At 67.0% G+C, this 19262-nt stretch carries 19 protein-coding genes and 1 pseudogene; 9 read left to right on the forward strand and 11 right to left on the reverse strand.

Going from position 1 to position 19262, the window contains the following annotated elements; genetic code table 11:
* The first annotated feature begins 181 nt into the window (after nucleotides 1–181).
* The 5 genes from gatC to DID96_RS18565 all read left to right on the forward strand — a co-directional run bounded on the left by gatC (nucleotide 182) and on the right by DID96_RS18565 (nucleotide 5342).
* On the forward strand, nucleotides 182–481 hold the full coding sequence (gene gatC / locus DID96_RS18545; protein WP_124600734.1) for an Asp-tRNA(Asn)/Glu-tRNA(Gln) amidotransferase subunit GatC: 300 nt from the start codon (nucleotides 182–184) through the stop codon (nucleotides 479–481).
* A gap of 68 nt (nucleotides 482–549) precedes the next feature.
* A complete protein-coding gene (gatA, locus tag DID96_RS18550) occupies nucleotides 550–2040 on the forward strand; it encodes an Asp-tRNA(Asn)/Glu-tRNA(Gln) amidotransferase subunit GatA (RefSeq protein ID WP_124600735.1) in 1491 nt (496 codons plus the stop codon).
* Nucleotides 2041–2044: 4 nt separating this feature from the next.
* Nucleotides 2045–3517, forward strand: a complete 1473-nt coding sequence (gene gatB, locus DID96_RS18555) for an Asp-tRNA(Asn)/Glu-tRNA(Gln) amidotransferase subunit GatB (protein ID WP_124600736.1) — start codon at nucleotides 2045–2047, stop codon at nucleotides 3515–3517.
* 112 nt (nucleotides 3518–3629) lie between these two features.
* On the forward strand, nucleotides 3630–4469 hold the full coding sequence (locus tag DID96_RS18560) for a PPK2 family polyphosphate kinase (RefSeq protein ID WP_124600737.1): 840 nt from the start codon (nucleotides 3630–3632) through the stop codon (nucleotides 4467–4469).
* Nucleotides 4470–4571: 102 nt separating this feature from the next.
* Nucleotides 4572–5342 (forward strand): exodeoxyribonuclease III, encoded by a 771-nt coding sequence (locus DID96_RS18565; protein WP_124600738.1) that lies wholly within the window; start codon nucleotides 4572–4574, stop codon nucleotides 5340–5342.
* 109 nt (nucleotides 5343–5451) lie between these two features.
* On the opposite strand, the gene DID96_RS18570 is transcribed toward DID96_RS18565, so the two are convergent.
* A complete protein-coding gene (locus DID96_RS18570) occupies nucleotides 5452–6510 on the reverse strand; it encodes an NAD(P)-dependent alcohol dehydrogenase (protein ID WP_124600739.1) in 1059 nt (352 codons plus the stop codon).
* Nucleotides 6511–6725: 215 nt separating this feature from the next.
* Here DID96_RS18570 and DID96_RS18575 point away from each other — a divergent pair.
* Nucleotides 6726–7031, forward strand: a pseudogene (locus DID96_RS18575) (AraC family transcriptional regulator); the annotation flags it as partial.
* A gap of 1 nt (nucleotide 7032) precedes the next feature.
* On the opposite strand, the gene DID96_RS18580 reads toward DID96_RS18575, so the two are convergent.
* The 7 genes from DID96_RS18580 to argB all read right to left on the reverse strand — a co-directional run bounded on the left by DID96_RS18580 (nucleotide 7033) and on the right by argB (nucleotide 13966).
* Nucleotides 7033–8130, reverse strand: coding sequence for a M48 family metallopeptidase (locus tag DID96_RS18580; RefSeq protein WP_124600740.1), 1098 nt, complete (start codon nucleotides 8128–8130; stop codon nucleotides 7033–7035).
* On the reverse strand, nucleotides 8120–9433 hold the full coding sequence (locus DID96_RS18585; protein ID WP_124600741.1) for an AmpG family muropeptide MFS transporter: 1314 nt from the start codon (nucleotides 9431–9433) through the stop codon (nucleotides 8120–8122). Before DID96_RS18585 ends, DID96_RS18580 begins: the two co-directional genes overlap by 11 nt.
* 162 nt (nucleotides 9434–9595) lie before the next feature.
* Nucleotides 9596–10204: a methionine biosynthesis protein MetW gene (gene metW, locus DID96_RS18590; RefSeq protein ID WP_124600742.1), complete on the reverse strand. Its 609-nt coding sequence runs from the start codon at nucleotides 10202–10204 to the stop codon at nucleotides 9596–9598.
* The gene (locus tag DID96_RS18595; protein WP_124600743.1) at nucleotides 10201–11346 is read right to left on the reverse strand and encodes a homoserine O-acetyltransferase; all 1146 of its coding nucleotides are present in this window, start codon (nucleotides 11344–11346) and stop codon (nucleotides 10201–10203) included. The genes metW and DID96_RS18595 overlap by 4 nt, the downstream gene beginning before the upstream one ends.
* Nucleotides 11347–11637: 291 nt before the next feature.
* Entirely contained in the window at nucleotides 11638–12312 is a 675-nt protein-coding gene (slmA, locus tag DID96_RS18605) for a nucleoid occlusion factor SlmA (protein ID WP_124600744.1), read from the reverse strand.
* Nucleotides 12279–13070: a pyrimidine 5'-nucleotidase gene (locus tag DID96_RS18610; RefSeq protein ID WP_124600745.1), complete on the reverse strand. Its 792-nt coding sequence runs from the start codon at nucleotides 13068–13070 to the stop codon at nucleotides 12279–12281. The genes slmA and DID96_RS18610 overlap by 34 nt, the downstream gene beginning before the upstream one ends.
* Nucleotides 13067–13966 carry an acetylglutamate kinase gene (argB, locus tag DID96_RS18615; protein WP_124600746.1) on the reverse strand — a complete coding sequence of 300 codons (900 nt, stop codon included), beginning with the start codon at nucleotides 13964–13966 and terminating at the stop codon, nucleotides 13067–13069. The genes DID96_RS18610 and argB overlap by 4 nt, the downstream gene beginning before the upstream one ends.
* 171 nt (nucleotides 13967–14137) lie before the next feature.
* Here argB and DID96_RS18625 point away from each other — a divergent pair, with 171 nt between their 5' ends.
* The 3 genes from DID96_RS18625 (at nucleotide 14138) to DID96_RS18635 (ending at nucleotide 16388) form a co-directional block, all read left to right on the forward strand.
* Nucleotides 14138–14359, forward strand: coding sequence for a cysteine-rich CWC family protein (locus DID96_RS18625; RefSeq protein WP_124600747.1), 222 nt, complete (start codon nucleotides 14138–14140; stop codon nucleotides 14357–14359).
* 93 nt (nucleotides 14360–14452) lie between these two features.
* A complete protein-coding gene (locus DID96_RS18630; protein WP_124600748.1) occupies nucleotides 14453–15832 on the forward strand; it encodes an ATP-binding protein in 1380 nt (459 codons plus the stop codon).
* Between the two features lie 13 nt (nucleotides 15833–15845).
* Nucleotides 15846–16388, forward strand: a complete 543-nt coding sequence (locus DID96_RS18635) for a response regulator transcription factor (protein ID WP_124600749.1) — start codon at nucleotides 15846–15848, stop codon at nucleotides 16386–16388.
* A gap of 110 nt (nucleotides 16389–16498) precedes the next feature.
* Here the strand turns inward: DID96_RS18635 and hslU are convergent, their stop codons facing one another.
* The 3 genes from hslU to dksA form a co-directional block, all read right to left on the reverse strand.
* A complete protein-coding gene (gene hslU, locus DID96_RS18640) occupies nucleotides 16499–17842 on the reverse strand; it encodes an ATP-dependent protease ATPase subunit HslU (RefSeq protein ID WP_124600750.1) in 1344 nt (447 codons plus the stop codon).
* Nucleotides 17843–17852: 10 nt separating this feature from the next.
* Nucleotides 17853–18389 carry an ATP-dependent protease subunit HslV gene (hslV, locus tag DID96_RS18645; RefSeq protein ID WP_124600751.1) on the reverse strand — a complete coding sequence of 179 codons (537 nt, stop codon included), beginning with the start codon at nucleotides 18387–18389 and terminating at the stop codon, nucleotides 17853–17855.
* Nucleotides 18390–18626: 237 nt separating this feature from the next.
* A complete protein-coding gene (dksA, locus tag DID96_RS18650; protein ID WP_124600752.1) occupies nucleotides 18627–19043 on the reverse strand; it encodes an RNA polymerase-binding protein DksA in 417 nt (138 codons plus the stop codon).
* Between the last annotated feature and the right edge of the window lie 219 nt (nucleotides 19044–19262).

Raw genomic sequence — 19262 nt, forward strand, 5'->3', positions numbered from 1 at the left:
GAAAAGGCTGCCGGGTTGGGTCGAACGCGTAATGATACCTTATAATTTCGCGGTATTTGAATCGAAACGGGTGGTATTTTTGCCGCTTCGTCCCTGATTTCTGAGGGTGGCATCGCGCCCTCCAACCCCCGCCGCAGCACCGCTTTTTGCGTGCTGCGCCGCCTTGTTTTCCGGTGACCGCATGGCCCTGACCCTGACCGATGTGAAACGCATCGCGCACCTTGCGCGGCTCGAAATGGCCGACGCCGACGCCGAGCATATGCTTGGCCAGCTCAATGAATTCTTCGGCCTCGTCGAGCAGATGCAGGCAGTCGATACCGCCGGCATCGCGCCGCTCGCCCACCCGATCGAACAGATCCAGGAAGTCGCGCAGCGCCTGCGCGACGACGCCGTCACGGAAGCCGTGAACCGCGACGACAACCAGCGTCCGGCACCGGCCGTCCAGGATGGCCTGTACCTCGTGCCGAAGGTGATCGAGTAAGCGTTCGACTACAAGCGTGCGTGCCGCGTCGCGCGCACGCGCCCAAGAATTCCCAGGAAAACCACTCAATGCACGCAAAAAGCCTGACCGAACTGCGCGCCGCGCTCGCCGCCAAGGAATGCTCGGCCGTCGAGCTGGCCCAGCACTACCTGAAGCGGATCGACGCCGCGCAGCACCTGAATGCGTTCGTCCATGTCGACGCCGACCTCACGCTCGCGCAGGCGAAGGCCGCCGATGCCGAACTCGCGCGCGGCGCAGGCGGCGCGCTCACCGGCCTGCCGATCGCGCACAAGGACGTGTTCGTCACGCGCGGCTGGCGCTCGACCGCCGGCTCGAAGATGCTCGCGAACTACGCGAGCCCGTTCGACGCGACTGTGGTCGCCCGCCTGTCGGCGGCCGGCATGGTGACGCTCGGCAAGACCAACATGGACGAGTTCGCGATGGGCTCGTCGAACGAGAACTCCGCATTCGGCCCCGTGAAGAACCCGTGGGACACGAACGCGGTGCCGGGCGGCAGCTCGGGCGGCAGCTCGGCCGCCGTCGCCGCGCGCATCGCGCCGGCCGCGACCGGCACCGACACCGGCGGCTCGATCCGCCAGCCCGCATCGTTCGCCGGCGTGACGGGCATCAAGCCGACCTACGGCCGCGTGTCGCGCTACGGGATGATCGCGTTCGCGTCGTCGCTCGACCAGGGCGGCCCGATGGCCCAGAGCGCCGCCGACTGCGCGCTGCTGCTCAACGCGATGGCCGGCTTCGACGAGCGCGACTCGACGAGCCTCGAGCGCGACGACGAGGATTTCACGCGCCACCTCGGCCAGCCGTGGGCGCCGGGCAACGACGCGGCCAAGCCGCTCGCGGGCCTGCGCATCGGCCTGCCGAACGAATACTTCGGCGCCGGCCTCGCCGACGACGTGCGCGCGGCGATCGACGCGGCACTCAAGGAATATGAAGCGCTCGGCGCGACGCTCGTGCCCGTGTCGCTGCCGAAGACCGAGCTGTCGATCCCCGTTTATTACGTGATCGCGCCGGCCGAGGCATCGTCGAACCTGTCGCGTTTCGACGGCGTGCGCTACGGCCACCGCGCGGCCGAGTACCGCGACCTGCTCGACATGTACAAGAAGTCGCGCGCCGAGGGCTTCGGGCCCGAGGTGAAGCGCCGCATCCTGGTCGGCACGTATGTGCTGTCGCACGGTTATTACGACGCGTACTACCTGCAGGCGCAGAAGATCCGCCGCATCATCGCGCAGGATTTCCAGGAAGCGCTCAAGTCTTGCGACGTGATCATGGGCCCGGCGTCGCCGACGGTCGCATGGGATCTCGGCGCGAAGGGCGACGATCCGGTGCAGATGTATCTCGCGGATATCTACACGCTGTCGGTGAGCCTCGCGGGCCTGCCCGGCATGAGCGTGCCGTGCGGTTTCGGCGCGGGCGCGAACGCGCAGCGCCCGGTCGGCCTGCAGATCATCGGCAACTATTTCAACGAAGCCCGGATGCTGCAGGTCGCCGACGCGTTCCAGCGCGCGACCGACTGGCACAAGCAAGTTCCGGCTGGAGCGTAAGCATATGACTCAATGGGAAGTCGTTATCGGTCTCGAGACGCACGCGCAGCTGTCGACCGTCTCGAAGATTTTCTCCGGCGCGCCGACGCAGTTCGGCGCGGACCCGAACACGCAGGCCTGCCCGGTCGACCTGGCATTGCCGGGCGTGCTGCCGGTGCTGAACCGCGGCGCGGTCGAGCGCGCGATCCGCTTCGGCCTCGCGATCGGCTCGACCATCGCGTCGCGCAGCATCTTCGCGCGCAAGAACTACTTCTACCCGGATCTGCCGAAGGGCTATCAGATCAGCCAGTACGAGATTCCGGTCGTGCAGGGCGGCCAGATCACGATCCAGGTGCCCGCGAATGAAAAGGCCGGCAAGGACGCGTATTCGAAGACGATCAACCTGACCCGCGCGCATCTGGAAGAGGATGCGGGCAAGTCGCTGCACGAAGACTTCGCGGGCATGACGGGCATCGACCTGAACCGCGCGGGCACGCCGCTGCTCGAGATCGTCACCGAGCCGGAAATGCGCAGCGCGGCCGAGGCGGTCGCATACGCGAAGGCGCTGCACGGCCTCGTCGTGTGGCTCGGCATCTGCGACGGCAACATGCAGGAAGGCTCGTTCCGCTGCGACGCGAACGTGTCGGTGCGCCCGGTCGGCCAGGAGAAGTTCGGCACGCGTGCCGAGATCAAGAACCTGAACTCGTTCCGTTTCCTCGAAGAAGCGATCAACTACGAAGTGCGCCGCCAGATCGAACTGATCGAGGACGGCGGCGAAGTCGTGCAGGAAACCCGCCTGTACGACCCGGACAAGCGCGAGACGCGCTCGATGCGCAGCAAGGAAGACGCGCACGACTACCGCTACTTCCCCGATCCGGACCTGATGCCGCTCGTGATCGGCGCGGACTGGGTCGAGCGCGTGCAGGCCGGGATGCCCGAGCTGCCGGTCGCGATGCAGCAGCGCTTCGTCGAGCAGTACGGCGTGTCTGCCTATGACGCGGGCGTGCTGACGTCGAGCAAGGCGATGGCCGCGTACTTCGAGGCGGTGGTCGCGAAGGCAGGCGCTGCGAACGCGAAGATCGCCGCGAACTGGCTGATGGGCGACGTATCGTCGCAGCTGAACCGCGACGGCATCGAGATCGACGCGATCCCCGTGTCGGCCGCGCAGCTCGCGCTGGTGCTGCAGCGCATCGCCGACGGCACGATCTCGAACAAGATCGCGAAGGAAATCTTTGCGATGATCTGGGACGAGAAGGCGACCGACGAAGCCGCCGCCGACCGCATCATCGATTCGAAGGGCCTGAAGCAGATCTCCGACACCGGTGCGCTCGAAGCGATCATCGACGAGGTGCTCGCGGCGAACGCGAAGTCGGTCGAGGAATTCCGCGCGGGCAAGGAGAAGGCGTTCAATGCGCTGATCGGGCAGGCGATGAAGGCGACGAAGGGCAAGGCGAACCCGCAGCAGGTCAACGAACTGCTGAAGAAGAAGCTCGGATAAAACGGGCGCACGCCTGAACCGCGCTTGACGACGGGCCGCCGCCGAACCTGTTCGGGGCGGCCCGTTGCAACTGGTGCGCACGCCGCGTGCGCGCCGTCACACGGAGGAACGCATGGCGAAACAACCGTCGCTCGACGACTACCGGGTGCCGTACCACACGCGCGACAAGGACGCCGCGGCGTTCACGCTCGACGCGTTCGATCCGTCCGCGAAGCCGTTCTCGTCGGGTGCGAAGGAAACCGATCGCGAACGGCTGTCGTCGGTCTCGATGGCGCTCGACGTGCAGCAGGAACGGCTGCACACGCAGCAGAAGAGGCGCGTGCTGCTCGTGCTGCAGGGGATGGACACGAGCGGCAAGGACGGCACGGTGCGCGCGGTGTTCCGCGAGGTCGACCCGCTCGGCCTGCGCGTCGTGTCGTTCAAGGCGCCGACGCCGATCGAGACCGCGCGTGACTTCCTGTGGCGCGTGCATTTGCAGGTGCCGGCGGCCGGCGAGCTCGCGATCTTCAACCGCAGCCACTATGAAGACGTGCTCGTGCCGCGCGTGCTGGGCGGGATCGACGAGAAGGAATGCGAGCGCCGCTACCGGCAGATTCGCGACTTCGAGACGATGCTCGTCGAAAACGGCACGACGATCGTCAAGTGCTTCCTGCACATCTCGAAGGACGAGCAGCGCGACCGGCTGCAGGCGCGGGTCGACGATCCGGCCAAGCACTGGAAGTTCGACATCTCCGATCTCGATGCGCGCAAGCACTGGGATGCGTACCAGCTCGCGTACCGCGACGCGCTCGCCGCGACGTCGGCCGAGCATGCGCCGTGGTACGTGATTCCGGCGAACTCGAAGACGCACCGCAACGTGATGATCGCCGAGCTGCTGCTGCGCACGCTGACCGACATGAAGCTCGAATTCCCGCCGGCGAAGCCGGAGCTGGAAGGCGTGAAGATCCGCTAGGCGCGGCATGGCGCAGGATCGCGTGGTGTGGCCGGCGAGACGGCCGGCCACGCGCTACACGCGCTACGATATGAACCTGAGAACCCAGAACGGAAACCCGACATGATGCGTGTGATAACCGCCAACCTGAACGGCATCCGCTCCGCCGCGAAGAAAGGCTTCTTCGACTGGCTCGGCGAACAGAATGCCGATTGCGTGTGCGTGCAGGAGATCAAGGTATCGGCCGACGACCTGCCGGCCGAATTCGTCGAGCCGCACGGCTTCAAGAGCTATTTCCACCACGCCGAGAAGAAGGGCTACAGCGGCGCGGGCCTGTACAGCCGCCACGAACCCGATGACGTGATCATCGGTTTCGGCAGCAGCGAATTCGATTCGGAAGGGCGCTACGTCGAGGCGCGTTACGGCAAGCTGTCGGTCGTGTCGGTGTACGTGCCGTCCGGCTCGAGCGGCGACGAGCGCCAGCAGGCGAAGTACCGCTTCATGGACGAGTTCATGCCGCACCTCGCCGCGCTGAAGAAGAAGCGCGAAGTGATCCTGTGCGGCGACGTGAACATCGTCCACAAGGAAATCGACATCAAGAACTGGAAGAGCAACCAGAAGAACTCGGGCTGCCTGCCGGAAGAGCGCGCGTGGCTGACGAAGCTGTTCGACGACGTCGGCTATGTCGACGTGTTCCGCACGCTCGATCAGCGCCCCGAGCAGTACACATGGTGGAGCAATCGCGGCCAGGCGTATGCGAAGAACGTCGGGTGGCGGATCGATTACCAGATCGCGACGCCGGGCATCGCGAGCACCGCGAAGCAAACGTCGATCTTCCGCGACATCAAGTTCAGCGACCATGCGCCGCTGACGGTCGATTACGACTACAAGTAAGCAGGGCAAAGCAGGGTAAAGCAGGGCTGCAGGCAGAACGGGCCGCGAATATCGCGGCCCGTTCTGCTTTGCACGGCGGGAGCGTGCGCCGCCGTGCGTCGCGCTGCGCTCAGTGCTGCGGCTTGATCGACGCCATGTCGATCACGAACCGGTACTTCACGTCGCTCTTCAGCATCCGCTCGTAAGCGGCGTTGATCTGCTGCATCGGAATCGTTTCGATATCCGACGTGATCCCGTGCTCCGCGCAGAAATCGAGCATTTCCTGCGTCTCGGCGATCCCGCCGATCAGCGAGCCCGCGAGACGGCGGCGCTTGAAGATCAGGTTGAACACCTGCGGCGACGGATGGTCGTGCTCCGGCGCGCCCACGAGCGTCATCGTGCCGTCGCGCTTCAGCAGATGCAGGAACGGGTTCAGGTCGTGCTGCGCGGCAACCGTGTTCAGGATGAAGTCGAAGCTGTTCAGGTGCGCGTTCATCTGCGCTTCATCCTTCGAGATCACCACTTCATGCGCGCCGAGCCGCTTGCCGTCGTCGACTTTCGACGGCGACGTCGTGAACAGTACGACGTGCGCCCCCATCGCGCGCGCGAGCTTCACGCCCATATGGCCGAGGCCGCCGAGCCCGACGATGCCGACCTTCTTGCCGGGGCCGACGTTCCACTGGCGCAGCGGCGAATACGTGGTGATCCCCGCGCACAGCAGCGGCGCGGCGCCGGCCGGGTCGAGCGTGTCCGGCACACGCAGCACGAACGCCTCGTCGACGACGATCTGCGTCGAATAGCCGCCGTACGTGACGTCGCCGCTCACGCGGTCGCGGCCGTTGTAGGTGCCGACGAAGCCGTTCTCGCAATACTGCTCGAGCCGTTCCGCGCAGCTCGGGCAGGTGCGGCACGAATCGACGAGGCAGCCGACGCCGACCAGCTCGCCGACCTTGAAGCGCGACACCTGCGGGCCGGTCGCGCTCACGCGGCCGACGATCTCATGGCCGGGCACGACCGGATAGATCGTGTTCCGCCATTCGTTGCGGGCCTGATGGAGATCCGAGTGGCAGACGCCGCAATACAGGATCTCGATCTGCACGTCGAGGTCGCGCAGCGCGCGCGGCTGGAATTCGAACGGGGCGAGCGGCGACTGGGCGTCGGTCGCGGCAAAGGCATAGGTTGTGCTCATGCGGGGCTCCTGGTTCGGCAAAAAGTCAAAGCCGTCGCGCCATGTGGCGGCGCGGCGAGACAGGACGCCATCGTACGGAGCGCAGCATCGGCGCGAAATACCTGAAGGTCTCGAAGATTTGCCTATTTCTCTCGAAGTGCGGCCAACGACCCGCTAAAACAGCGCCTAAGTGCTACATTGCAAGCCTGTTTCTCTTGCCGGACCGGAGCGCGCCGATGAGTTTCCAGCCCCTTTTTGCCGACACGGGCGACCGCGTGCAGCGCCGCATGGTCGACCTGCTCGGACGCCTCGCGCCGAACGCAGGCATGACGCCGGCGGACGTCGAAGGCGTGCGCTTCATCCGCGCAAACCAGCCGGTGCCGTGCATGCCGGTGCTGTACGAGCCGAGCATCGTCGTCGTCTGCCAGGGCCGCAAGCACGGCTATCTCGGCGACCAGTCGTTCATCTACGACGCGCAGCAATATCTCGTGCTGTCGGTGCCGCTGCCGTTCGAATGCGAGACGTTCGCGAGCGCGTCGCAGTTCAGCGCCGCGCGACCTTGCGCCGCTGCGCGCTGATTCCCGCGTAGTCGGGCAGCGTGTCGACGCGCTTGGCCGTCGCCTTCGCATAGAGCGGCAACAGGTCCGGCAGGCGGTTCAGCAGGTCCTGGCGGCGCGCTGCGCTGTACGGATGCGCGTAGATGTAGCCGGTCGCCTTGTTCGCGCGTGTCGCGACCGCGAGCTTGTCCCACAGCGTGATCGCGGCACGCGGGTCGAAGCCGGCGCGCGCGGCGATGTCGCCGCCGATCACGTCGGCTTCGGTCTCGTCGGTTGGGTCGTAGCGCAGCGTCTGCAGGCGCTCGCCGAGGTTCAGCTGCTGCGGCAGCGGATCGCCGACACCGAACAGCGGCGGCAGCGACGCCGCGCGCAGCGACGTCTGCGACGGATCGCTGAAATTGCCGCGCGCATGCTCGCGCAATGCGTGCGCGATGCCGTGCGCGAGCAGCACGCCGAGCTCGTCGTCGTTCAGCCGGACGCGGTCGAGCATCCCTTCGTAGACGAGGATCTTGCCTCCCGGCAGGCACGACAGACGGATGTCGCGCGAGCGGATCGCGTTGACGTCCCACGACCACGTCTTGACCCGGTCATTCCATTTCACCGAATACGGCGCGAGCTTCGCGACGATCGCGCGCAGACGTTTCACGCGCGGCTGGTTCGCCGGGAGCAGCCGGTCGGCCTGCCCGGCGGCCAGCACGATCTGCGCGTATTCGCTCGCGGTCAGCTGCTCGAGCAGTTGCGACGGAATCAGCGTGCGGAACGCGATCGCGTTGCCGAAGCGGACTTGCTGCGGTGTCGGCGTGTACGCCTTCGCCGGTGCGGCCGCGCCCGTCGGCTGGGGTGGCTCGGCGGCGGCGGGCGGCGGCGGCAAGGCAGATGGCGTGGACGGCGTGGACGGCGTGGAGAGGGCCTGCGCGGGCGCGGCCGGCGGGTTCGGCGTGGTCGACGGGGCCGACGGGGCCGAGCCGGGCGCTACCGCGGCCGCCGTGTCGCCCGCGCGCGCGAGACCCGCGCCGAGCACCGCGGCGCCGATGCTCAGCGACGCGCCCAGATGCGCGAGGCGGCGCAGCCGTTCATTGCGCACGGGCAACCCCGTTGTCGCGTGCGTCGCCGTTCCACGGCGCGACCTTGAACAGCAGCAGCATGCCCGGAATGCCGAGCGCCGCGCACACCAGAAAATAGTTGAACCAGCCGAGGTCCGCGACGATGTAGCCGCTCGCGGCGGACGCGAGCGTACGCGGCACCGATGCGAGGCTCGTGAACAGCGCGAACTGCGTCGCGGTGTAGCGCGGGTCGGTGGTGCTCGCGATGTACGCGGTGAACGCGGCGAGCGTGAGGCCCGTCGAGAAGGTTTCGAAGCCGTAGACGGCGGCCATCAGCGCCGGCTGCGCGCCGGCCTTCGCGAGCCACGCGAAGCCGAGCGTGGACACGATCTGCAGGATGCCGAAGATCCACAGCCCGCGCGCGATGCCGATCTTCACGAGCCAGACGCCGCCGATGATGCCGCCCGCGAGGCTCGCCCAGAACGCGGTCGTCTTCGCGATCACGCCGATCTGCGTCTTGTTGAAACCGATGTCGAGGAAGAACGACGTGGACAGCGTGGTCGCCATCGTGTCGCCGAGCTTGAACAGGAAGATGAACGCGATCACGAGCAGCGCGCCGGCCCAGCCGTCGCGCAGGATGAATTCGCGGAACGGCAGGATCACCGCGTCGCGCAGGTTGCGCGGCGGCGTGCCGGCCACCTCCGGCTCGCGCACGAGCAGCGTCATCACGATGCCCGGCAGCATGAACGCGGCGGTGAACGCGAACACGCCGCTCCACGGCAGGTGGTCGGACAGGATCAGCGACAGCGAACCGGGGATCAGCGCGGCGATCTTGTACGCGTTCACATGCACCGCGTTGCCGAGGCCCTGCTCGGTGTCGCGCAGCAGTTCGCGGCGATACGCGTCGATCACGATGTCGGCGCTCGCGCCGAAGAACGCGACGAGCGTGGTGAGCGCGGCAACCGTCCAGATCGAGTCGCGCGGCGACACGACGCCGAGCGCGGCAATCGCACCCGCGACGAGGAGCTGCGTGAACAGCATCCAGCCGCGCCGGCGGCCCGGCCGCCAGCCGGGCAGGCGCGGCACGTAGCGGTCCATCAGCGGCGCCCACAGGAATTTCCACGTATAGGGAAACTGGATCAGCGCGAACAGGCCGATCGCCTTCAGGTCGACGCCCTCCGAGCGCAGCCAGGCCTGCACGAGATAGACGAGCGAGAAGAGGGGCAGACCCGACGTGAAGCCGAGAAACACGCAGATCAGCATGTGCGTGTTCAGGAAGGCTCGCCAGCCGGGGTGATCCTCGTGAGCGGTGAGTGCGGGCGCCTCGTGTGGCGTTTTTGACATGTACTGGAACAGGGTAGCGTTGACGTTATGGTGGCGGCGGCGCACGCAGTGGCGTGGGCGGCGCGGCATGGCGGCCGCCCGCGCGGCACGGGCCGGCTGCCTGGCGGCGCCTCACCCGGCCGGACCTGACCCGGCCGGACCGTTCGTCAACGGTCCCCCGGCTCAGCGGCGCTTGACGCGGTAGACAGCAAGACTACCACGCCAGTTCTCTCCCCATCGAATCGGCTGGCCTTCGTGCAGCACGATGCGGTCGAGAATCGTCACGCCGACCTCGGGCGCGAGCGCCTCGAAATCCTTGATCGTCAGCACCCGGACGTTCGGCGTGTTGTGCCACTGGTACGGCAGCGACTTCGACACCGGCATCCGGCCGCGCAGCACCGACAGCCGGTGCGCCCAGTAGCCGAAGTTCGGGAACGACACGATGCATTCGCGGCCAACCCGCGCCGTTTCGCGCAGGATCGCGGCGGTCTGGTGGATCGTCTGCAAAGTTTGCGACAGGATCGCGAAATCGAAGCTGTGGTCCTCGAACAGGCGCAGGCCGTCCTCGAGATTCTGCTGGATCACGTTGATGCCGTTCTTCGCGCTCGCGAGCACGCCCGCGTCGTTCAGCTCGATGCCGTAGCCGGTGACGTCCAGCTCCTTCATCAGCAGCGACAGCAGCGAGCCGTCGCCGCAGCCGAGGTCGAGCACGGTGGCGCGCGGTTCGACCCAGCGGGCGATCGCGCGGAAGTCCGCGCGCGCGGACAGGGAATTCAGCGCTTGCTGGTTCATACGCCCACCTCGTTGGCGATTCGTTCGTAATACGCGCGGATCAGGTTGTGGTAGCGCGCGTCGTCGAGCAGGAACGCGTCGTGGCCGTGCGGCGCATCGATCTCCGCGTAGCTCACCGTACGCTTGTTGTCGAGCAGCGCCTTCACGATCTCGCGCGAGCGTGCGGGCGCGAAGCGCCAGTCGGTCGAGAAGCTCGCGATCAGGTATTTCGCCTGCGTGTGCGCGAGCGCGGCCGTCAGGTTGCCGTCGAACGCCTTCGCCGGGTCGAAGTAGTCGAGCGCGCGCGTGATCAGCAGGTAGGTGTTCGCGTCGAAGTAGTCGGCGAACTTGTCGCCCTGGTAGCGCAGGTACGACTCGACCTCGAACTCGACGTCGAAGCTGAAGTTGTACGCGTCGAGCGCGCCGTCGGCGCGGCGCAGCGCGCGGCCGAATTTCTCGGCCATGTCGTCGTCGGACAGGTACGTGATGTGGCCGATCATCCGCGCGACGCGCAGGCCGCGCTTCGGCTTCACGCCGTGCGCGTAGTAGTCGCCGCCGTGGAAGTCCGGGTCGGACAGGATCGCCGAGCGCGCGACCTCGTTGAACGCGATGTTCTGCGCGGACAGCTTCGGCGTCGACGCGATGTCGATGCAGTGCGCGACGCGCTCCGGATACATCAGGCTCCACGCGAGCGCCTGCATGCCGCCGAGGCTGCCGCCCATCACCGCGGCGAAGCGCTCGATGCCGAACGCGTCGGCGACGCGCGCCTGCGCGTGCACCCAGTCCTCGACGGTGACGACCGGAAAGCGCGCACCGTATGGCTTGCCGGTCGACGGATCGATGCTCATCGGGCCGGTCGAGCCGAAGCACGAGCCGAAGTTGTTGATGCCGATCACGAAGAAGCGGTTGGTGTCGAGCGGCTTGCCCGGGCCGACCATGTTGTCCCACCAGCCGGTGCTGCGCGGATCGTCCGCGTAGACGCCGGCGACGTGATGCGACGCGTTGAGCGCGTGGCAGACGAGCACCGCGTTCGAGCGCGCGGCGTTGAGCTCGCCGTACGTCTCGACGACGAGCTGATAGTTGCCGATCACGCTGCCGCTTTGCAAGCGCAGCGGTTCGGCGAAATGCATGGTCTGTGGAGCGACGATGCCGATCGATTCCATTCGTTCCGCCTTATTCACTGGGCGGCTAAATGGTGTCGGCGATGCGCGGAGGCAAAGATGCGCGGCTGACGACCTCTTTAGCCGCATTTATAGTGAACCCGCCGGGACAAAGACAAATCAAGGCCCCGGCCGGTTCGCGCGCCCGCAATCGAGTCAGCAAATCGGCGCGCTTCCGACATGCCGCCAGGTGGCGGCAGTCGGCAGAGTATAGCGGAATTTCCGGGCGGGGCGGATTCGGCGGCATGCCGGCCCCGCACTTGAATCACGCTTGAACCGCGCCCGAATCGCCCATCACTGCAGGATCAGCCGCAAATGTGCGTCGGCCTGCTCGCCGGGCGGTTTCTGGAAACCGCTTTTCGTGAAGCGATGCCAGCGTCCGATCACGTAGCTGACGAGCAGGCTCGCGCGCGCGGCCGGATCGTAGTCGGCAGGCAGCGCCGCGACGGCGGCCGCGCCATCCGGCTGCGCGTTCGCTTCCATCCGCGCAACCCGCAGGCATTGCTTGAGCGTCGCCTCGATGCGGTCGAGCAACTGGTTCACGCGCTCGGCGAGGCGCTCGTGCTCGCCGACGAGCGCTTCGCCGGTCAGCACGCGGGTCATGCCGGGGTTCTTCGTGGCAAAGTTGAGCATCATCAGCGCGATCGCGCGGGCCTGCAGCACGCCGTTCGGCTCTTTCGCGACGATCTGGTTGACGAGGCCGAAGAAGGTCTCCTCGATGAACTCGATCAGCCCTTCGTACATCTTCGCCTTGCTCGCGAAGTGCCGGTACAGCGCGGCTTCCGACACGTCGAGCCGGGCCGCGAGCGCGGCCGTGGTGATCTTCTCGGGTTTCGGCGCCTCGAGCATCGTCGCGAGCGCCTGCAGGATGTGCACGCGGCGCTCGCCCGGTTTCGGGCGCACGCGGGTGCGGGTGGGTGTTGCCTGGTCGTCTGTTACCGCTTGGTCCTGCGGGTGAGTCGGCTGCATTTCTGTCGCCCCGATCGAGTGCCCAGTCGCAGCGATTTTAACGAACGAATGCGTTGGTCGACATAGTGCGGACGGCCGGTATTCGGCAGGTGGCCCGGCAGGTGGCCGGTGATCCACACGGTGCCGATGCCGAGGCGCTTGTAGCGCTTCAGGTGGCCGCGCGTATCCTCGACGAGGATCGCGTCGGCGAGCCGCGCGTTGGCGCTGCGCAGCGTGCGGCGCAGCATCGTGTGATCGGGTTTCGCGCGCCACGTGCGGCGGTCGCGCATGTGCTCGATCGCGATCACGCGCTCGAACAGCCGCTCGATTCGCAGCTCGCGCAGCACCGCGCGCGCGTAGTTTTCCGGCGCATTGGTCAGCACGAACTTGCGGCCGGGCAGCGCGGCGACGATCCGTGCGAGGCCGCGCTCGGCGCGCAGCATCGCGGGCAGGTCGGGGAACGTGTGGACGACGCGCAGGAAGTCGTGCGGATCGATCGGATGGTGGCGCGTGAGGCCGAGGAGCGCCGCGCCGTAGCGCTTCGTGTAGCCGTTGCGCAGGCGGTCGGCTTCGGCGCGCTCGACCTGGAGCGCGTCGATGATGTACTGCGTCATCGCGCGGTTGATCTCCGGGAAGATCGCGTGCGATGCGTGGTGAAGGGTATTGTCGAGATCGAACAGCCACACCGGCGCGCCGGCGCGGGGCCGGTTGCGCGATACGCGCCGGCGCCGCATGGCGGCCGGCAGGTCAGGGGTGGCGGTCTGGCGGCGGGTGCTCAATGCGAGCGGATCATCGTGCCGAACGGCTGCTCGGTCAGGATTTCCAGCAGCACCGAGTGCTCGATGCGGCCGTCGACGATGTGCACCGACTTCACGCCGCTCTTCGCGGCGTCGAGCGCCGACGAGATCTTCGGCAGCATGCCGCCGGAGATCGTGCCGTCCTCGAACAGCGCGTCGATCTCGCGCGCGGACAGGTCGGTCAGCAGGTTGCCGTCCTTGTCCATCACGCCGGGGATGTTGGTCATCATCAGCAGCTTCTCGGCGTTCAGCACCGTGGCGAGCTTGCCGGCGACGAGATCCGCGTTGATGTTGTACGAGAGGCCATCCTCGCCGAAGCCGATCGGCGAGATCACCGGGATGAACGCGTCGTCCTGCAGCGCCTTCACGACCGCCGGGTTGATCGCCTCGACCTCGCCGACCTGGCCGATGTCGACGTACTGGCCCGGATTGTCGCGGTCCGGCATCAGCAGCTTGCGCGCGTGGATCAGGCCGCCGTCCTTGCCCGTCAGGCCGACCGCGTGGCCGCCGAAGTGGTTGATCAGCATCACGATGTCCTGCTGCACTTCGCCACCCAGCACCCACTCGACGACTTCCATCGTTTCTTCGTCGGTGACGCGCATGCCCTGGATGAAGGTGCCCTGCTTGCCGATCTTCTTCAGCGCCGTGTCGATCTGCGGGCCGCCGCCGTGGACGATCACCGGGTTGATGCCGACCAGCTTCAGCAGGATCACGTCGCGCGCGAAGCCTTGCTTGAGCCGCTCTTCCGTCATCGCGTTGCCGCCGTATTTGATGACCACGGTCTTGCCGTGGTAGCGGCGGATGTACGGTAGCGCCTCCGCGAGGATTTCTGCTTTCAACGTGGGGGCGATCTGCGAGAGGTCGATGGGCTCGGACATGGCGGCGGCTCTGGCTGGGAACGGTTGAAACAGGGCGAATTGTACAGGAGTGGCGCAGCGCAGCATCGGGATTTTGGGCGCCATCGGCCAGTCGGCCGACATGCAAAATCCGGCCGCCGCGCTATGCTTGTCCCGTTGGGCGCCGCCGCGCCCGCCCTTGGCCGACGCCCGATGACCGTATCCGCCACCGATCGCCGTTCCGACCCGCGACGCGCGCGCTGCCCGCGCTGCGGGCGCGGTTTCGACTGCGGCGCGCACACGCAGCCATTCGACTGCTGGTGCGCGTCGATGCCCGGGCTGCCCGACGGCGCGCAGCCGGCGCTCGGCGCGCGCTGCCTGTGCCCGGAATGCCTCGCCGACGAGACGGCCCGGCGCGTCGCAGCGGGCGGCTGACCGGCAGCGCCGCGACGCCCCGGCAGGGCGCCGCGCGCATGCGGTCTGGCCCTCTGTTTGGGGCACCATCGGCTAAACGGGTAAACTGCGCGGATGCAACGAATCACCACCACCGGCCGGGTCAACCTGAGCCACCTGTTCTGGCTGCGCAATCTTGCGATCATTGGCCAGCTCGTGACGATCGGCGTCGTCCAGACCTATTTCGGCGTGCATCTGCCGTTACCGGCGATGCTGATGGTCATCGCGCTCGAAATCGTGTTCAACGCGCTGACCTGGGTGCGCGTACTGCGCGCGCGGCCCGAGACCAATTTCGAGCTGCTCGGCCAGCTGTGGGTCGACCTCGGCGCGCTGTCGGCGCTGCTGTTCCTGTCGGGCGGCACGACCAACCCGTTCGTGTCGCTGTACCTGCCGTCGCTCGCGATCGCGGCGGCGGTGCTGCCGTGGCACCTGATGATCTGGCTCGCGGCGTTCGCGGTCGCGTGCTACGCGTCGCTCGGCTTCGATTCGGTGCCGCTCAACATGGACAACCCGGCGAACCTGTTCGACTACTACCGCACCGGCATGTGGGCGAACTTCATGGTCAGCGTCGGGCTGATTGCATGGTTCGTCGCGCGCATGTCGAATGCGCTGCGCCAGCGCGACGCGGCGCTCGGCGAGGCGCAGCAACACCTGTTGCGCGACGAGCGGGCGGTCGCGCTCGGCGTGCAGGCCGCGACCGTCGCGCACGAGATGGGCACGCCGCTGTCGACGATCGCGATGCTGACCGAGGAATTGCGCGACGCCGCGCGCACCGACGCGGGGCTCGCGCGCTACGAGGCCGACCTGAAGGTGCTGGACGAGCAGATGTCGCTCTGCACGTCGGCGCTCGCGCGACTGCGCAGCCGCGCGAGTGCGCCGGCGAGCCGCCAGCCGGTGGACGACTGGCTCGACACGTTCGTCGAGCACTGGCGCCTGCGGCATCCGCACGTGCAGTTCGAACTGCTCGGCGCGCGGCCGGCGGGCGTCGCGCTCGACGATCCGGTCGCCGCGGGCCAGATCCTGACGATCCTGCTCGACAACGCCGCGCGCGCGAGCCCGCATCGCGTGACGCTCGCCGCGAAGGTCGTGCACGACCGCGCGGACGACGAAATCGAATTCGAAGTATGCGACGATGGCCCGGGCATCCCGGCCGCGTTGCGCGAATCGCTCGGCGCGATGCCGGTCGACAGCACGCAGGGCGGGCATGGCGTCGGGCTGTATCTTGCGTTCAGCGCGGCGGCTCGGCTCGGCGGCGTGGTCGAGCTGTCCGACGTGACGGCGCGTTCGGCGGGCCATGCGGCCGGGCGTCCGAACGGTGCACATGTCACGAATGGCACGAACGGCGCCGCCGCGGGTCGTCCCGCAGGGACTTCCTCCGGGCGAGGCACGCGGGCCGTGCTGCGCCTGCCGGTCGTGCGTCATGCGGCGTCGCCCGCCGCCACACCCAACACGTAGACGGAGAAACCACATGAGCGACAACAACTTCCTGGTGATCGACGATAACGAGGTGTTTGCGGGGACGCTCGCGCGCGGCCTCGAGCGCCGCGGCTATGCGGTCCAGCAGGCGCACGACAAGGACACGGCGCTCAAGCTCGCCGCCGGCGGCAAGTTCCAGTTCATCACCGTCGACCTGCATCTCGGCGAGGATTCGGGCCTGAGCCTGATCGCGCCGCTCTGCGACCTGCAGCCGGACGCGCGGATCCTCGTGCTGACGGGCTATGCGAGCATCGCGACCGCCGTGCAGGCGGTGAAGGACGGCGCGGACAATTACCTCGCGAAACCGGCGAACGTCGAATCGATCCTGGCCGCGCTGCAGACCAACGCGACCGAGGTGCAGGCGGACGAGGCGCTCGAGAATCCGGTCGTGCTGTCGGTCGACCGGCTCGAATGGGAGCACATCCAGCGCGTGCTCGCGGAAAACAACAACAACATCTCGGCGACCGCGCGCGCGCTGAACATGCACCGCCGCACGCTGCAGCGCAAGCTCGCGAAGAAGCCGGTGCGCCAGTAAGCCCGCGCCGCGTTGCTGAGGGACGGGGCGGCAAGGCGCCGCCCGCCCGCGCATGAAAAAACGGGCGGCCCCGCCGGAGCCGCCCGTGTTCCATTCGGACTGCGTACGCGTTACAGCACGTAGCGCGACAGATCCTCGTCCTGCGACACTTCGCCGAGCGCACGCTCGACGTACTTCGCGTCGATCGTCACGCGCTCGCCGGCGTGGTTGCCGGCCGCGAACGACACTTCCTCGAGCAGCTTCTCGATCACCGTATAAAGACGCCGCGCGCCGATGTTCTCGGTCTTCTCGTTGACCGCATAGGCGATCTCCGCAAGACGGCGGATCCCGTCGTCGGCGAACTCGAGCTGCACGTCCTCGGTCGCGAGGAGCGCCTGATACTGCTTGACGAGGCTCGCGTCGGTCGCGACGAGAATCGCCTCGAAATCCTTCACCGACAGCGAATCGAGCTCGACGCGGATCGGGAAGCGCCCCTGCAGTTCGGGAATCAGGTCGCTCGGCTTCGCGAGATGGAACGCGCCGCTCGCGATGAACAGGACGTGGTCGGTCTTCACCATCCCGTACTTCGTGTTGATCGTCGTGCCTTCGACGAGCGGCAGCAGGTCGCGCTGCACGCCCTGGCGCGACACTTCGCCGCCGCTGCCCTCGTTGTTGCGCGACGTGATCTTGTCGATCTCGTCGAGGAACACGATGCCGTTCTGCTCGACGTTCTGCACGGCCTTCGTCTTCACTTCCTCTTCGTTCAGCATCTTCGCCGCTTCCTCGTCGGTCAGCAGCTTCAGTGCTTCGCTGATCTTCACCTTGCGGCGCTGCTTCTTGCCGCTGCCGAGGTTCGAGAACATCGAGCGGATCTGCTCGGTCATCTCTTCCATCCCGGGCGGCGCCATGATGTCCATGCCGATCGTCGGCTGCTCGAGGTCGAGCTCGATTTCCTTGTCGTCGAGCTGGCCTTCGCGAAGGCGCTTGCGGAACGTCTGGCGCGTCGCGTTGTTGTCGTCGTTCGCGTGCTCGGCATTCGCGCCGAAGCCCACCGCGCGCGGCTGCGGCAGCAGGATGTCGAGGATGCGGTCCTCGGCCTGGTCGGTCGCCTTGCTGCGCACCTTGCGCATCTCGGCTTCGCGCGTCTGCTTGACCGAGATCTCGATCAGGTCGCGCACGATGCTGTCGACGTCGCGGCCGACGTAGCCGACTTCGGTGAACTTGGTCGCTTCGATCTTGATGAACGGCGCATCGGCGAGCTTGGCCAGACGCCGCGCGATCTCGGTCTTGCCGACGCCCGTCGGCCCGATCATCAGGATGTTCTTCGGCGTGATTTCCTGGCGCAGCGGATCGGCAACCTGCTGGCGGCGCCAGCGGTTGCGCAGCGCGACGGCGACCGCCTTCTTCGCGTTGTCCTGGCCGATGATGTGCTTGTCGAGTTCCGAGACGATCTCGGCAGGGGTCATGGTGCTCATGTTTCGTTCCTTACTCGATCGTTTCGATGACGCGGTTGTGGTTCGTATAGATGCACATGTCGCCGGCGATTTCGAGCGACTTCTCGACGATCTCGCGCGGCGACAGCGCCGTGTTCTCGGCGAGCGCGCGAGCCGCGGCCTGCGCGTACGCGCCGCCGGAGCCGATCGCGCAGATCCCGCCTTCCGGATCGAGCACGTCGCCGTTGCCGGTGATGACGAGCGTCGTGGTCGCGTCGGCCGTGATCAGCATCGCCTCGAGGCGGCGCAGCATCCGGTCGGTGCGCCAGTCCTTCGCGAGTTCGACGGCCGCGCGGGTCAGGTTGCCCTGGTGCTTCTCGAGCTTCGCCTCGAAGCGGTCGAGCAGCGAGAACGCATCGGCGGTGCCGCCCGCGAAGCCGACCAGCACCTGGTTGTTGTAGATCCGCCGCACTTTCCGCGCGCCACCCTTCATGACGATGTTGCCGAGCGTCACCTGGCCGTCGCCGCCGAGCGCGACCTTGTCGCCGCGCCGGACCGAAACGATGGTCGTGCCGTGAAATTGCTCCATCTGCGTTCCTTGAGAAAAACGGGGAAGAGGCGGCGGCGCGCTGCGCCGCCGCATGAATCGCGGTGCGCCGGGGAGCGGCCCGGCACGCATTGGATTCATTTTAGGGCGCGCGCCGGGATATCAAGAGGGAGGCGGGAGCGCTGCCGGAAAAACGGCAGGCGGCCTTCGAAAAACAAAAAGCGCGCGGGAGGCCGCGCGCTTTCGTGAAGCAGCGTGTCTGGGCGGAACGCCGGCTGCTCAGTCGCCGAACAGCTTCTGGCGCAGTTCGCGGCGCTCCTGCGCCTCGAGCGACAGCGTGGCGGTCGGCCGCGCAAGCAGGCGCGGAATGCCGATCGGTTCGCCGGTTTCCTCGCACCAGCCGTAATCACCGGATTCGATCCGGGCGAGCGACTGCTGAACCTTCTTGAGGAGCTTGCGCTCGCGGTCGCGCGTGCGCAGTTCGAGCGCGTGCTCTTCCTCGATCGTCGCGCGGTCGGCGGGATCGGGGACGATCACGGTTTCGCGCAGGTTCTCGGTCGTCTGGCCGGCGTTGTGGAGAATTTCCGACTGCAATTGTTCGAGCCGAGCTTTGAAGAAGGCGAGCTGATCCTCATTCATGTAATCCTTGTCGCTCATCTTCAGGATTTCGGCTTCGGTCAAGAGTTTCTTCGTCATCTGCTTGCTTCTTCAATGTGCGGCAAATCACGAGATATTGCCTGCACTTTGGGATTACCCGCAACTGCGCTTGCAATCATTTGCGATTTGCCGCTGCGGGGCCGAAAGCCTCTGGAAAACCGGTTCTCAAATACCAGGATAGGCCTGGCGTCGACGTGCGCGCGGCGAACCGGTGTGCTGCGCGGCAGGTCGCATCGGTCGCGGTCGGGTGGAGGACAC

The organism is Burkholderia sp. Bp8963 (assembly GCF_003854275.1).
Classification (GTDB): domain Bacteria; phylum Pseudomonadota; class Gammaproteobacteria; order Burkholderiales; family Burkholderiaceae; genus Burkholderia.

Bases quoted from the DNA above. Each gene is read 5' to 3' on its own strand.
- DID96_RS18570 (WP_124600739.1), bottom strand. From the start codon at position 6,510: ATGAGCACAACCTATGCCTTTGCCGCGACCGACGCCCAGTCGCCGCTC.
- dksA (WP_124600752.1), bottom strand. From the start codon at position 19,043: ATGACGAAGAAACTCTTGACCGAAGCCGAAATCCTGAAGATGAGCGAC.
- DID96_RS18565 (WP_124600738.1), top strand. From the start codon at position 4,572: ATGATGCGTGTGATAACCGCCAACCTGAACGGCATCCGCTCCGCCGCG.
- DID96_RS18635 (WP_124600749.1), top strand. From the start codon at position 15,846: ATGAGCGACAACAACTTCCTGGTGATCGACGATAACGAGGTGTTTGCG.
- DID96_RS18560 (WP_124600737.1), top strand. From the start codon at position 3,630: ATGGCGAAACAACCGTCGCTCGACGACTACCGGGTGCCGTACCACACG.
- argB (WP_124600746.1), bottom strand. From the start codon at position 13,966: ATGTCCGAGCCCATCGACCTCTCGCAGATCGCCCCCACGTTGAAAGCA.
- metW (WP_124600742.1), bottom strand. From the start codon at position 10,204: ATGAACCAGCAAGCGCTGAATTCCCTGTCCGCGCGCGCGGACTTCCGC.
- hslU (WP_124600750.1), bottom strand. From the start codon at position 17,842: ATGAGCACCATGACCCCTGCCGAGATCGTCTCGGAACTCGACAAGCAC.
- DID96_RS18630 (WP_124600748.1), top strand. From the start codon at position 14,453: ATGCAACGAATCACCACCACCGGCCGGGTCAACCTGAGCCACCTGTTC.
- DID96_RS18625 (WP_124600747.1), top strand. From the start codon at position 14,138: ATGACCGTATCCGCCACCGATCGCCGTTCCGACCCGCGACGCGCGCGC.
- DID96_RS18585 (WP_124600741.1), bottom strand. From the start codon at position 9,433: ATGTCAAAAACGCCACACGAGGCGCCCGCACTCACCGCTCACGAGGAT.
- hslV (WP_124600751.1), bottom strand. From the start codon at position 18,389: ATGGAGCAATTTCACGGCACGACCATCGTTTCGGTCCGGCGCGGCGAC.
- slmA (WP_124600744.1), bottom strand. From the start codon at position 12,312: ATGCAGCCGACTCACCCGCAGGACCAAGCGGTAACAGACGACCAGGCA.
- DID96_RS18595 (WP_124600743.1), bottom strand. From the start codon at position 11,346: ATGGAATCGATCGGCATCGTCGCTCCACAGACCATGCATTTCGCCGAA.
- gatC (WP_124600734.1), top strand. From the start codon at position 182: ATGGCCCTGACCCTGACCGATGTGAAACGCATCGCGCACCTTGCGCGG.
- gatA (WP_124600735.1), top strand. From the start codon at position 550: ATGCACGCAAAAAGCCTGACCGAACTGCGCGCCGCGCTCGCCGCCAAG.
- gatB (WP_124600736.1), top strand. From the start codon at position 2,045: ATGACTCAATGGGAAGTCGTTATCGGTCTCGAGACGCACGCGCAGCTG.